The following is a 12,855-nucleotide window of genomic DNA, read 5'->3' on the forward strand; positions in this document are numbered from 1 at the left end:
TCAAAGGGATAGAGAAAATGACAAATTCCCCATTTTTACCCAAGGAGAGTGTAAGCGCATGAAAAAAGCCTTGATCACAGGCATCACGGGCCAGGACGGTTCTTACCTGGCGGAGTTCCTTCTGGCGAAGGGTTACGCCGTCCACGGCCTGATCCGCCGGTCCAGCACGTTCAACACCGACCGGATCGACCACCTTTACAAGGATTTCCACGACCCGGAGGCCCGGGTGTTCCTGCACTACGGCGACCTGTCCGTCTCGGGACAGCTGACGGACCTGATCCACGCGATCGACCCGGATGAGATCTACCATCTGGGAGCCCAGAGCCACGTCCGGGTGAGCTTCGACATGCCCGAGTACACCGGGGACATCACGGGACTGGGGACGCTACGGCTCCTGGAGGCGATCCGGAAATCGGGAAACCGGGCGAAGTTCTACCAGGCCTCATCCAGCGAGATGTTCGGCGCGGCGCCGCCGCCACAGAGCGAACTGACGGCCTTCCAGCCACAGAGCCCTTATGCGGCGGCGAAGGTGTACGCCTATTACCTGGTCCGGAATTATCGGGACGCCTACAAGCTGTTCGCGTCCAACGGAATCCTGTTCAACCACGAGTCTCCCCGGAGAGGAGAGACCTTTGTGACCCGGAAGATCACCCGGGCGGCGACGCGGATCAAGCTGGGGCTGCAGGACAAGCTGTACCTGGGAAATCTGGAGGCGAAGCGGGACTGGGGCTACGCCGGGGACTACGTGGAGGCGATGTGGCTGATGATGCAGCAGGAGAAGCCCGACGATTACGCCATCGCCACGGGGGAGACCCACTCAGTGCGGGAGTTTGCCGAAAAGGTCTTCGCAAAGCTGGATCTGGATTACGGGCAGTACGTAGCCATCGATCCGCGATATTTCCGGCCTACCGAGGTGGACGTCCTGCTTGGTGATTCTTCGAAGGCCCGGAAGGCCCTCGGGTGGGAGCCGAAGGTGAGCTTCGATCAGCTTGTGGAGATGATGGTCGACGCGGACATGGAGCAGGCGAAGCGGGAAAAGACGCTGCGGGATGCAGGGTACGACTGCACCGGCAATGGCCGGATGCTGTAAGCCGAGCCGATAAGCACTTGTCTGGGGCTTGGCCTTGTCCCTCGTTTCTTCGACCTACGTGAGGATATGAATCGCTCCCCGGGAATCCGGCGCTTTGCATCCGGTCGCGGTTTTGCAGGTAGGACAATTGCCAGCAGGTAACCGTGCGGGTCCTGGAAGGGCAGTTGAGGAACGGAGAGAGTCATGAAAGAAAAGCGAATCACCGTAACCGGCGGAAAGGGGTTCCTGGGGACTCATCTGCTTCGGAATCTGGCCGGGAAGGGGTACGGCCGGGTGTCCGTAGCGGACCTTCCGGAATACAATCTGGTGGACATCGGAGGCGTTCGGCGCCTCTACGACGAGCAGCGGCCCGACATCGTCCTCCACCTGGCAGCACGGGTCGGCGGCATTGGATACAACGCGGAAAACCCTGCCACCCTCTTTTACGACAACATCATGATGGGGGTGCAACTCCTTCACGAGGGGTACCTCCGCAGGATCGACAAATTTGTCGGCCTGGGAACGATCTGCGCCTACCCCAAGTTCACCCCAGTACCATTCCGGGAGGACGATATCTGGAACGGGTATCCCGAGGAGACCAACGCCCCGTACGGCCTGGCGAAGAAGATGATGCTTGTCCAGGCCCAGGCCTATCGCCAGCAGTACGGTTTCAACGCCGTTTTTATCCTTCCGGTGAATCTCTATGGCCCGGGAGACAACTTCGATCCCCGATCCTCCCACGTCATCCCCGCCCTTATCAAGAAATGCGCTGACGCCGTGGAGAACGGCGAAGAGGAGATCGTCGTCTGGGGGACGGGTGCGGCCACCCGGGAATTCTTCTACGTCGAGGATGCCGCCGAGGCGATCGTGGCGGCCATGGAGCGCTACGACAAGAGCGACCCCGTCAACATCGGGGCGGGCTTTGAGATCTCCATCCGGGACCTGGTGGAGCTGATCGTTGAGTTGACGGGCTTCCGGGGACGCGTCGTCTGGGATGCCACGAAGCCGGACGGACAGCCGCGGCGTATGCTCGATACCACCCGGGCCGTCCGGGAATTCGGCTTCAGCGCAAAAACGGACTTCCGGGAAGGCCTGAGGAAGACCATCGACTGGTACCGTGACTTCAGACGGAAATAGCGGACCGGGGGGGCAGGGTTCCTCCCCGGCCGTATTATGTTCCTTGCTGACACTCATTCTGCATTACTTGTTCTACGGCGGCTGCCGGTAAGAGCTTGAACCGCAGCCAGGCATCCAGGCCTTTCTTGAAAGCCCTCCCTCCTTCTTCACCTTGTGCATTCTGAAGTCCGAATCTTACCCCGGCAGAAACGGCAAAACTTCCTGATCATGGCCACAACCTGAGAACAATTTGTCTTGATCGGCGTTGCAGGACCAGGCAGCAAAACGAAAAAGTGGAAGGAAACGCTTGACGACCGGCCATAGTAGTTCTAATTAGAACAGTCCCAAATCGAACTATGCGCAGTGGAGTTGTGTAATGTCAAAGAGCAGGAAAAAGGAGAAGTCCTTCGCCCGCGAAGGAGGCTTCCTGATCGCCCGGATCTTCCAGGTATCGGGACGCGTCTTTGCCAGGAAGATGAGAGAGAGAGAATTGACCCGCATCACGCCCGAACAGGGGAGGATCCTCTTTGCCCTCTGGCGGAGCGACGGCATTGCCATCCAGGAACTGGCGGGAAAGACGTCGCTGAGCAAATCGACGCTGACGGCCATGCTGGACCGTCTGGAGGAGGCGGGCCATATTGTCCGTGTTCCTTCCTCGGAGGACCGGCGGCGGATCATGATTCGACTGACCGAAAAGGACCGTCTGCTACGGGATGCCTATATAAAGATCTCCGACGAGATGAACGATCTGGTTTATCGAGGATTCAGTGATGAGGAAATCGATGCTTTTGAAGAGCAGTTGAAGAAAATCCTTCGGAACCTCGAGGAGGCCGAATCTTGACGGGAAGAGAGGAGAAGCCATGAAAAACAGGACCGTGATTGACGTCTGGATGCAGCACCCGACGCTGCGCTTCATCAACCATCCCATGTTCGAGTCGCTCCGCCGCTGGACCGGGCTTGGAACCGTGATGGAGGAGATTCCCCTGGAATTCACCGTTGCCGCAATGGACCAGGGAGGGGTAGAAAAGGGGTTGATTTCCGCCTGGTGCGGACCCCGAGGGGAACTGATTTCCAATGACGAGGTGGCGGGATTCGTAGGCCGCTTTCCGGACCGGCTGGTCGGCATCGCGACGGCCGATCTCTACCGGCCGATGGCAGCCGTCCGGGAACTCCGGCGCTGCGTCCGGGAACTCGGATTCCGCGGACTCCGCATCGTTCAATGGCTTTGGGACCTTCCCGTTACGGACCGGCGCTACTATCCCCTCTTTGCAGAATGCGTGGAGTTGGGCATTCCCGTTTGCCTGCAGGTCGGACACACGGGGCCTTTGTGTCCTTCCGAGCCCGGGCGCCCCATTCCGTATATCGACGTGGCCGCCATCGAGTTCCCTGAACTGACGATGGTCTGCGGGCATGTCGGTTATCCGTGGACGCAGGAGATGATCGCCGTAGCCACCAAGCACCCCAACGTCTTCATCGATACGTCGGCCTATACGGCGAAGCGATACCCTCCGGAACTGGTGGCTTACATGAAAACGAACGGGAAGAAGAAGGTTCTCTTCGGGACCAATTACCCCATGATCACACCCCAGAAGTGCCTCGCCGACCTCGATGCCCTGGGACTGGACGAAGAAACGAAGGCCCTGTTCCTATATGGTAACGCCTGTCGGATCTTCGGACTTCTATCCGCAACGGCATCGTCCGAGCGGTGATTTCGGTATTCCATTCGTCCCGCCAAGGCGCGATCCCGCTCCCAAAGCGGGACGAAAAACCAATCCCTATTTCTCATTAATTTATTACTTGCAGTTTTCTCTCTGCAGGTATATGGGTTCCTGCATCTTCCCTATTTCCCGACAATCAACGAATGCAGCCGCTACCTATGAACAAGCGTCGTAGCGAGTGCACCTTCCATATCCGGCAGACAAATCAGGATGTGCCTGCACGTTATCCCGCGAGTATTGGTATCCATGCCCCATCTCAAGGAGTCCATACGGGTTGGGACCGTTTCCATGCCAGGGGTTTGCCCGTAAATGGACATGCATCTCTTCGACCCTAACAAAACAACAGGAGCGTTGGCATGCAAAGGAAGGAAAAAAATGTAGGAGCATCAACAGGATCGAAGGCATTCAAGGCAGGACAGGACAGATTTATGGAACTCATTAACCTCCTCCCACAGGCGGTGATCGAGATCCAGTTCGATGGAACGCTTCTCTTCGCCAATTGGCACAGCCGGAAACTCTTCGGTTACAGTATCGATGACGATGTTGTCGGCAAGGTAAACGTCTTCCAGCACGTTATCCCGGAGGATCGTGAAAGAATTGCCGACGGCATTGGGAAGATGGCCGCTGGAAAGAATGGACGGCCTCCCGAGATCACGGCGGTCAGGAAGGATGGATCGACCTTTCCCGCCATTGTGTATGCGAATCTGATCATGACATCAGGCAATCCCGTTGGTGTCCGGGTGATCGTTGCCGATATCTCGGACAAGAAAGAAATCGAAGAGGCCTACAAGGCCTTGGTGGACCATTCTCTCCAGGGGCTGGTCATCGTTCAGGACGGACGGTTTGTTTTCGTCAATGATTTCTTTGTCCGCAATTGCGGTTTTACAAGAGAAGAACTTCTGGCGCTACCCTTTGACGACATGTGGCAGATGATCCATCCCGAAGACCGGGAACTGGTCATGAACATGCATAAGAACCTGCTGACCGGTGCGATGACAAAGGCTCCGGTTATCGAATACCGGGTCTTTGTCAAAGGACACGAAGGGCTTGAAATGCGCTGGGTCAGCGATTACGGGACGAGGATCGAATACAGGGGGCGCCCCGCTGTTCAGACCGCCCTCGTGGACATCACCGAACGCAAACTCTCTGAAATGGCCATCCTGGAAAGCGAAAGGAGATATCGGGACCTCGCGGAACTGCTCCCGCAAGGTGTCTTCGAGGCCGACATGAAGGGGCGGATTATCTACGTCAACCGCAGTGTCCTGGATATGTTCGGGATCGTGTCCGGCGATTTCGGAGCGGATACAATGATCGCAGACACGCTGGTGCTGAAGGATCGCGACAGAGCGGAGCGAGGGGTGAAAAGGGTTCTGGCCGGTGAGAAGGTGATGGCGGGTGAATATACCTGTGTTCGCAAGGATGGAACGACCTTTCCGGCCATGATTCTGGCCAACGCCATTATCAAGGACGGGAAACCGGACGGGATCCGTGGCGTCATTGTGGACATCACCGTACGCAAGGAGATGAATCGCAAACTCGAGGAATCCGAGGCTCGTTATCGGACCCTGTTTAATTCCACAGGAACGGCAACGGTGCTTAGCGATGAGGATATGAACATTGTGTTGGCCAACCAGAATTTTTATCGGCTCAGCGGATACTCGACGGACACCGAACTGAAGTTCACGGATCTGATCCATTCGGATGACCTGAATTTCATGGTGGATTGCCACCGCCGGCGAAGAATCGATCCGGGATCCGTCCCGAGGAGTTATGAGTTCAGGTTCCGGCGTGCCGATGGAGCGATTCGCAACGCATTTCTCACTGTGGGCATGATTCCGGGTACGAAAAGAAGTGTTGCCTCGATTATCGACATCACGGAACTCAAACAGGCTCAGGAAGAGCTTCGGAAAAAAACGTTCAGCCTGGAAGAAGCGAATTCTGCGCTGCGCGTTCTTTTAAAGCAGCGGGATGAAGACAAGGCCGATCTTGAAAAGAACATCCTGACTAATCTGAAGGAAGTCGTTCTGCCGTTCCTGGACAAGCTCAAGGTACAAAACCTGAACGCTTCGCAACTGAATATCCTGGCGGTGATCGAGGAGAACCTCAAGGAGATCATGTCTCCTTTCCTGAAAAACATTTCGTACAATTATGCGAGGCTGACTCCCCGTGAAATCGAGATCCTGCTCCTCGTCAAGGAAGGCCGTTCAACCAAGGAAATATCACGAATCATCCACACGTCTGAACGCACAATCGATTTCCAGCGCAACAGCATCAGGAAAAAACTTGGAATAAGCAACAGCAAGGTCAACCTCAGGACCTTTATCATGAACAAGGAGGGATCGTTGTAGAGGATAGATGGTTTTCCGTGAAGCGATTCATCTTTGCCGAGATAAGGCTTTTGAAAAACCGCATCCTGTTGATTGTGGAAAACATGGCATATTCTCAGGCTGTTCTTCCATAGCGAGGAATGTGGTTGGTATCTCAAGTGACATAGGAAGTAATCCGAGGGAATTCAATCCCTTGACAAAACGTTCTTGACCAGTGCAAGGGCTTTTGCCCGCCCGAACCGAGGCAGTCCCGATCAATCCATATGAGGGGCTGCCTTTTTTCGTTAGGTTCTCTGCAGTCTTTCCCGCACTGCCTTTCCGATCCGTGCATACTGTTCCCTTGTATCACTCGGGAGTGCTGTGGCACTGGAAGGTGAGCTTCGTCCTTGAGAGTTGTGAAGGGGTCCCGGTCGGCTCGGCAGCCAAACCCAGCTGTTGGCCATATGGACCTATTGTAAGCTCTTCAGCTTTCCATGTCATGTGTCATCATTAAAATTCTTCCCCAAAGTCGGCCCCACTCTATTTCCTTCTTCCACCATCGCATAACCCTTCTTGCAGGAACTTCTGTTTCATCAAAGGGCGGCTCCTCCACTGAATTTGAAATCAATTTTTCCCCGGAAGCCTGATGAATCAAACATCGCAAAGTAGTGCCCTCTTCTTTTTAGGATATTTAATCATATTGAGTAGATGAAAGAGTGTACCTAAGGCATGTACGCATTACCTATAAGATTATCTGGGATTGCCTAAATGGGTTTTGGATGAAAAATTATCCCCAACAAAAGGGAACATGAAGTTCCGGAAGGGAAAACATTCATACGGTTCGTGCGAGAGAAAGATTCAAGGCAAGGATCAAGTATAATAAGAACGATTCCAGCACAGGATCAGGAAGCTATGAAATCCCATCGTCTGAAATGAACAAGTTGGAGAGATGTAATACCTTTGATGTGCGGATAAACAAAACAATACAATGGGATACAACAAAGGAAGGAGGTCCAGTTATGATGAACATGGGACAACGCGGAACGATTGAACAGCATGACAATGCAAATGCTGTCGGAATGTCCGATCATGCAAACCGACTGACCGAGATTGAAGCCGATCTGACGGAGTGTGAAGATGGGGGAACGATGATGGAAGAGCCTACAAAGGTCGTTGTTTATGTTGTCGATGGTGTCATTCAATGTGTTCTCGCGACGAAAAATGTAGAAGTATATGTCGTCGAACATGACATTCGGCACGATCATGGCCGGCATGGAATAAACACAGAACTCTATGGCTTGCCCGTTATGTTGAGCAGACAGAAGAATGTGGTTGCTCCGCGACTGGTCAGAAAGGTCGCACGGGCCCATCGAGATGCGCATTGCTGATGTTTGTTCATCGGATGCAATATCGATTCGGAACAGCTGACCATCACTCGCTCGATCGGGGCAGGGCTGGGGGGGAATTGGCAGGGCAGCATCGGAAAGAGGATAAACCACTTGCCGAATATTTATTGTGAACAATCTGTGGACGAGAAGAGAATGCCAGGTTCTGTTGAGGGGGCGTAGATGAATCGAAATTGTTCTCCTGCCGATGTATTGACGAGAGAGTCAGATCATCCTTTTGAAGCATGCAGTGTTCATGAGTTGGAAGACATCCTCGAGGCATCGCATGATGGTATTTTCATAACCGATGGCCGGGGGAATGTTTTGAGGGTGAACAGTGCGTGGGAACGGATTTGCGGCTTTTCCCGTGCGGACATCATCGGAAGAAATGCACAGGAACTGGTAAACGAAAAACTGTATTCGGAATCAGCTGTGATGGCCGCGATCCGTACCCAGAAGGCGATAACGATCCTTCTTGAAATGACAAAGGGTGAGAAAGCCGGCCAGAAAATCATGGCAACGGCCATTCCGATCTTGGGTCTAGGCGGTGAAATCAAAAGAGTTGTTGCCAACATCCGGGATATAACAGAGATACTCTATCTGAAGGAGCTTCTTGGGAAAACACAAGAACTGAACACAATTTATGCGACCGAGCTGGAGCAGGTGCGTTTACAGCAGTTGCTCAATCACAGCAATGTTATAGCTAGGAGCCAGGCCACCCGGAATATTCTGCAAATGGCTACTCAAGTGGCCAAGGTCGATTCAACCGTGTTGGTCACCGGCGAGTCCGGAGTCGGGAAAGAGGTGATCGCGAACACCATTCATCGCCTCAGCCCCCGCTCGGAAGGGCCTTTGATCAAGATCAACTGTGGCTCCATTCCCGAGAATTTGCTGGAGACGGAACTGTTCGGATATGAATCGGGAGCTTTTACCGGTGCCCGAAAGCAAGGCAAGCCAGGACTGTTTGAAATGGCGCAGAAAGGCACACTTTTCCTGGATGAGATTGGGGATATCACATTCAATTTGCAGGCAAAACTCCTTAGAGCCTTACAAGACCGTGAGATCATGAGAGTCGGGGGGTTGAAGCCAGTGCCAGTGGATGTCCGAATTATTACAGCAACCAACAAGGATCTGGAAGAAATGGTCAGGCAGGGCTCCTTCAGGAGTGACCTGTTCTATCGATTGAATGTTGTTTCCATCCGGATTCCGCCACTGCGAGACCGACGAGAAGACATCCCTTTGCTGGCAATACGTTTTGTTGAAAAGATAAATGAGAGGTACTCTCTCAACAAGCGTCTTTCTCCTGATGTGATAGATGGGTTCCTTATGTATCCATGGCCCGGCAACATCAGGGAGCTTGAAAATGTTACGGAACAGATGATTGTTATGACTAAGGAGGATGAGGTCTCGGTCAGTCAGTTGCCGGCTTGTATAAGGAACTGTATCGTTCCCGGCAATGAGGGACGCAGACGTCTGGATCGGATGCCGTTAAAAGATGCCATTGAACAAACGGAAAGGCAAATTCTGGAACAGGCTCTCAGGAAACACCGGAGCACCAGAAGCGTTGCACGGGCACTGGCAGTGAATCAGTCGACGGTTGTGAGAAAAATTCAGAAATACGGACTCTCATCTCTATGTCGGGAGATGGTTGATCATACGAGCCACGCCTAAGTTTTGAGGAATTGAGTTGGCGGGCTGAAGCTTATTGTTTCTTTGCTGTAATTCTTTGGCTATTCCCCATTCAATATACCTAAAATCACGATTCATGGCTCATGATTTCGGCTGCCATGTATCGGAGTATTGTCGGCCATCAAATAGAGTGTAGCAATATCAATCGGATCCTAAGATATTATCTATATTAATCCTCTCCCAGTCATTACAATTCAAATTCAAACAGATAGTTTTAATGCATTAATATTAAGAGCATTATTAATGGATGCATAAATGAATATCCGATGCAATAATGCATCAATTGAAATAAATTTATAAATACATATAGATAGCATTGTATCGCTTTTTATTATGTACTCAAGTGATGTTGTATGGCATCGTCCGTTAACTTCCTGCTATTAACTTAACCAGCTGTACTTCTTAGCTAAATCAGGGAATATCATTCCTCACAACTGATGATAATTTATGGCACGGTTCCTGCCTAATAGGGGCACAGATTGGCGGTGTTCCCCGAGTTGGCGCGTAAAGATTTTAAACCATTAAGAAAGGAAAGGAGGATGTTGAATGGCTGTAGTTATGTCGGCAGGGGAAGCGGTAAAAAATGAAAGATTCGGGGGCGCCGCCATTCTTTATACAAATACAATGAGATGAAAGTAAATACGGAATTCTCTGGAGGATTCTATGGATATGATTTTGAGAATCGATATGGGGGCTGAAGGCGGACCGGCGGCTAGGACAGAGGCGCCGGGAGAATATGCAGGTTATGGGGGGCGGGCGATGACGTCGGCAATCATCTCGAAGGAGGTACCGCCCCTGTGCCACCCTTTCGGCGCTGAAAACAAGCTGGTCATTGCACCGGGACTTCTTTCAGGGACCGGCGCGGCCATGTCGGGGCGGCTGTCCGTTGGCTGCAAGAGCCCACTCACGGGAGGTATCAAGGAAGCCAATTCAGGAGGACAGGCGGCCCAAGTTCTCGGTCGGCTTGGATATGCGGCGATTGTCCTGGAAGGAAAACCGGAGGCCGGACACCTCTACAAAATTCTCATCAAGAAGGATGGCATCCGGATCGAAGAAGACAACAGTCTGCGAATGCTCCCCAATTACGATCTGATCCAGAGAATGAAGGAACAGTATGGCGATAAGATTGCCTGCATCTCCATTGGGCCCGCCGGAGAAATGAAGCTCTCAGCTGCATCGGTTGCCTGTACGGATCCCGAACTCAGGCCGACCCGCCATGCCGGGCGCGGAGGCGTTGGCGCGGTTATGGGGGCGAAAGGGGTCAAGGTCATTGTGCTGGATGATTCCGGTTTGAAGAACCGTCAGCCGAAAGATCCTGAAAAATTCAGAGAGGCAAACAAGAAGTTTGTAGCGGGCCTTTCCAGTCACTCCGTAACCGGGCAGGCGCTTCCAGCATACGGAACCAATGTCCTGACGAACATCGTCAACGAAGCGGGAGCCTATCCGACGTTCAACTTTCAACAGGGTCAATTCCAGGGGGCTTCGAAAATCAGCGGCGAGACCTTCGCCGAGCTGGAGACACAGCGTGGCGGGAATCCCTCGCACCCCTGTCACCGGGGATGCGTCATTCGCTGTTCCGGCATCTATAACGACAAAAACGGTAATTATATTAGCAAGCAGCCGGAATATGAAACCGTCTGGGCTCATGGAGGCAACTGCGGCATCGATGATCCCGACGACATCGCACTCCTTGATTTCATGGACGACAACTACGGGCTCGACACCATCGAGATGGGAGCCGCCATCGGGGTTGCCATGCAGGCTGGGATTGCCCGGTTCGGCGACGCGGAGGCGGCCGTTAATCTGCTGAAGGAAGTGGGGGAGGGCACTCCTCTCGGAAAGATTTTGGGAAGCGGGGCGGCAATAACGGGCAAGGTCTTTGGTGTTGAAAATGTGCCTGTGGTCAAGGGGCAGGCACTTCCCGCCTATGACCCGCGGGCCGTGCAGGGGATCGGCGTAACGTATGCGACCAGCACCATGGGGGGAGACCATACGGCGGGCTACTGCATCGCGACGAACATCCTCAAGTGCGGCGGTTTTGTCGACCCATTACAGGCGGAGGGTCAGGTGGAACTGTCCCGGAACCTGCAGATCGCCACGGCCGCCATTGACTCGACGGGCATGTGTCTGTTCATTGCTTTCGCTGTTCTGGACCAGCCGGAAACGTTCCAGGCCCTGGTCGACCTGCTCAACTCGTTCTACGGTTTGAAACTGACCGGTGACGACGTCTCTGCATTGGGCCGGAAGATCCTGGATATGGAACGCGATTTCAACCGCCGCGCCGGTTTCACGAAGGAGCACGATCGCCTACCGCGGTTCTTCACAAGAGAACCCCTCTATCCCCACAACACGACTTTCATGGTCAAGGATGCCGACTTGGACAGGGTGTTCGATTGGTAAAATAACGATCGGTGTTGCTGCTGTGTTTGTTCCGGCGGGGGGAGTTATCCCCGCCGGAATGAATCATTTCCAAAATATATACGGGGACAGTTTACTCCTTATCGGGAATGAAAATTCAAGTGAAGCTGTTTGCCTCCCTACGGAGGGGGCGCTTTGACGTTTGCAGTCTGGAGTGCGGTGAAGGAACCGTCGTGGAGGATGTCTTGTCGATCCTGGGAATACCCGAGCAAGAGGCCTCCATCATCTTCATCAACAGCCGCATAGCGGACAAGCGCTCCCTCCTGCGAGGGGAAGACAATCTGGCGATCTTTCCACCCATTGGAGGGGGATAAACAAATGGAGTCCATCGAAGGCTTTCTCGCATCCAATTCCCGGGAGGGGCTTGTTTCCCTCGCTGTCCAACAGGAAGCAAAACGCAGGTTTCATCTGACTCACCGGGAAACCGAGGAATTCATCCTCTCCATGGACCTGTTCCCGATCCGCTACGCCAGAAACCGTAAGACCTTCTCCACGGAACAGCAGTTGAAACTCCTGAACAGCCGGATTGCCGTTATCGGCTGCGGAGGATTGGGCGGGTACATCGTGGAGGAGCTGGCCCGCCTCGGTGTGGGGTCGATCCTGGTCGTGGACCCGGATACTTTTAATGAGCACAACCTGAACCGCCAGCTATTCTCCGTTCCGGGAAACCTGGGGATGCCCAAGGCTGTAGCCGCTGTGCGCAGGGCGAAAGAGATCAATCCCGCCATCCATGCCATCGCGATGGTCACATCCTTTTCGGAGGAGAACGGCGAAGACCTGCTCATGGACATTCAAGTAGCCGCGGACGCACTTGACAATGTTCCCGCCCGCCTGGATCTGGCCGGAGTCTGCGACCGGATGGACATCCCCCTCGTCCACGGCAGCGTCGGCGGCTGGTACGGTACGGTGGCCACGCAGTATCCAGGTGAACGGACGATTCAGCGCCTTTTCGCCAATTTCTCGGGAAGCAAGGGCATCGAGGAAGAACTCGGCAACACGTCGTTCACTCCTCCGCTGGTAGCCAGCATCGAGGTGGCGGAAATCATCAAAATCCTCCTAGGCGAGGGGACAACCCTGAGGGGCAAGCTTCTATCCATCAACCTGATCGACATGGAGATTGTGGACATCAATCTGTAATTTTCGAGACCCCTCCA

Annotated in this window: 10 protein-coding genes; all 10 read left to right on the forward strand. The window is 53.6% G+C overall.

The features are described 5' to 3' along the window. Positions 1 to 58: 58 nt before the first annotated feature. The 10 genes from gmd (at position 59) to HPY65_03390 (ending at position 12,838) form a co-directional block, all read left to right on the forward strand. A complete protein-coding gene (gene gmd / locus HPY65_03345) occupies positions 59 to 1,090 on the forward strand; it encodes a GDP-mannose 4,6-dehydratase (GenBank protein ID NPU83500.1) in 1,032 nt (343 codons plus the stop codon). Between the two features lie 183 nt (positions 1,091 to 1,273). Then, the gene (locus HPY65_03350; protein NPU83501.1) at positions 1,274 to 2,206 is read left to right on the forward strand and encodes a GDP-L-fucose synthase; all 933 of its coding nucleotides are present in this window, start codon (positions 1,274 to 1,276) and stop codon (positions 2,204 to 2,206) included. A 355-nt stretch (positions 2,207 to 2,561) separates the two neighbouring features. Continuing rightward, a complete protein-coding gene (locus HPY65_03355; protein NPU83502.1) occupies positions 2,562 to 3,026 on the forward strand; it encodes a MarR family transcriptional regulator in 465 nt (154 codons plus the stop codon). Positions 3,027 to 3,045: 19 nt separating this feature from the next. Next, a complete protein-coding gene (locus tag HPY65_03360; GenBank protein ID NPU83503.1) occupies positions 3,046 to 3,894 on the forward strand; it encodes an amidohydrolase in 849 nt (282 codons plus the stop codon). Positions 3,895 to 4,331: 437 nt separating this feature from the next. Next, a complete protein-coding gene (locus tag HPY65_03365; GenBank protein NPU83504.1) occupies positions 4,332 to 6,251 on the forward strand; it encodes a PAS domain S-box protein in 1,920 nt (639 codons plus the stop codon). Between the two features lie 977 nt (positions 6,252 to 7,228). Then, entirely contained in the window at positions 7,229 to 7,597 is a 369-nt protein-coding gene (locus HPY65_03370) for a hypothetical protein (GenBank protein ID NPU83505.1), read from the forward strand. Between the two features lie 180 nt (positions 7,598 to 7,777). Beyond that, positions 7,778 to 9,265 carry a sigma 54-interacting transcriptional regulator gene (locus HPY65_03375; protein ID NPU83506.1) on the forward strand — a complete coding sequence of 496 codons (1,488 nt, stop codon included), beginning with the start codon at positions 7,778 to 7,780 and terminating at the stop codon, positions 9,263 to 9,265. A gap of 681 nt (positions 9,266 to 9,946) precedes the next feature. After that, the gene (locus tag HPY65_03380) at positions 9,947 to 11,683 is read left to right on the forward strand and encodes an aldehyde ferredoxin oxidoreductase (protein NPU83507.1); all 1,737 of its coding nucleotides are present in this window, start codon (positions 9,947 to 9,949) and stop codon (positions 11,681 to 11,683) included. 107 nt (positions 11,684 to 11,790) lie between these two features. Continuing rightward, positions 11,791 to 12,015 carry a MoaD/ThiS family protein gene (locus HPY65_03385; protein NPU83508.1) on the forward strand — a complete coding sequence of 75 codons (225 nt, stop codon included), beginning with the start codon at positions 11,791 to 11,793 and terminating at the stop codon, positions 12,013 to 12,015. Between the two features lie 4 nt (positions 12,016 to 12,019). Beyond that, on the forward strand, positions 12,020 to 12,838 hold the full coding sequence (locus tag HPY65_03390) for a HesA/MoeB/ThiF family protein (protein NPU83509.1): 819 nt from the start codon (positions 12,020 to 12,022) through the stop codon (positions 12,836 to 12,838). Positions 12,839 to 12,855 lie beyond the last annotated feature (17 nt).

The sequence above is a fragment of the Syntrophaceae bacterium genome, assembly GCA_013177825.1.
Taxonomy (GTDB): Bacteria; Desulfobacterota; Syntrophia; order Syntrophales; family PHBD01; genus PHBD01.

Bases quoted from the DNA above. Each gene is read 5' to 3' on its own strand.
- HPY65_03365 (NPU83504.1), top strand. From the start codon at position 4,332: ATGGAACTCATTAACCTCCTCCCACAGGCGGTGATCGAGATCCAGTTC.
- HPY65_03385 (NPU83508.1), top strand. From the start codon at position 11,791: ATGAAAATTCAAGTGAAGCTGTTTGCCTCCCTACGGAGGGGGCGCTTT.
- HPY65_03350 (NPU83501.1), top strand. From the start codon at position 1,274: ATGAAAGAAAAGCGAATCACCGTAACCGGCGGAAAGGGGTTCCTGGGG.
- HPY65_03370 (NPU83505.1), top strand. From the start codon at position 7,229: ATGATGAACATGGGACAACGCGGAACGATTGAACAGCATGACAATGCA.
- HPY65_03355 (NPU83502.1), top strand. From the start codon at position 2,562: ATGTCAAAGAGCAGGAAAAAGGAGAAGTCCTTCGCCCGCGAAGGAGGC.
- HPY65_03380 (NPU83507.1), top strand. From the start codon at position 9,947: ATGGATATGATTTTGAGAATCGATATGGGGGCTGAAGGCGGACCGGCG.
- gmd (NPU83500.1), top strand. From the start codon at position 59: ATGAAAAAAGCCTTGATCACAGGCATCACGGGCCAGGACGGTTCTTAC.
- HPY65_03375 (NPU83506.1), top strand. From the start codon at position 7,778: ATGAATCGAAATTGTTCTCCTGCCGATGTATTGACGAGAGAGTCAGAT.
- HPY65_03360 (NPU83503.1), top strand. From the start codon at position 3,046: ATGAAAAACAGGACCGTGATTGACGTCTGGATGCAGCACCCGACGCTG.
- HPY65_03390 (NPU83509.1), top strand. From the start codon at position 12,020: ATGGAGTCCATCGAAGGCTTTCTCGCATCCAATTCCCGGGAGGGGCTT.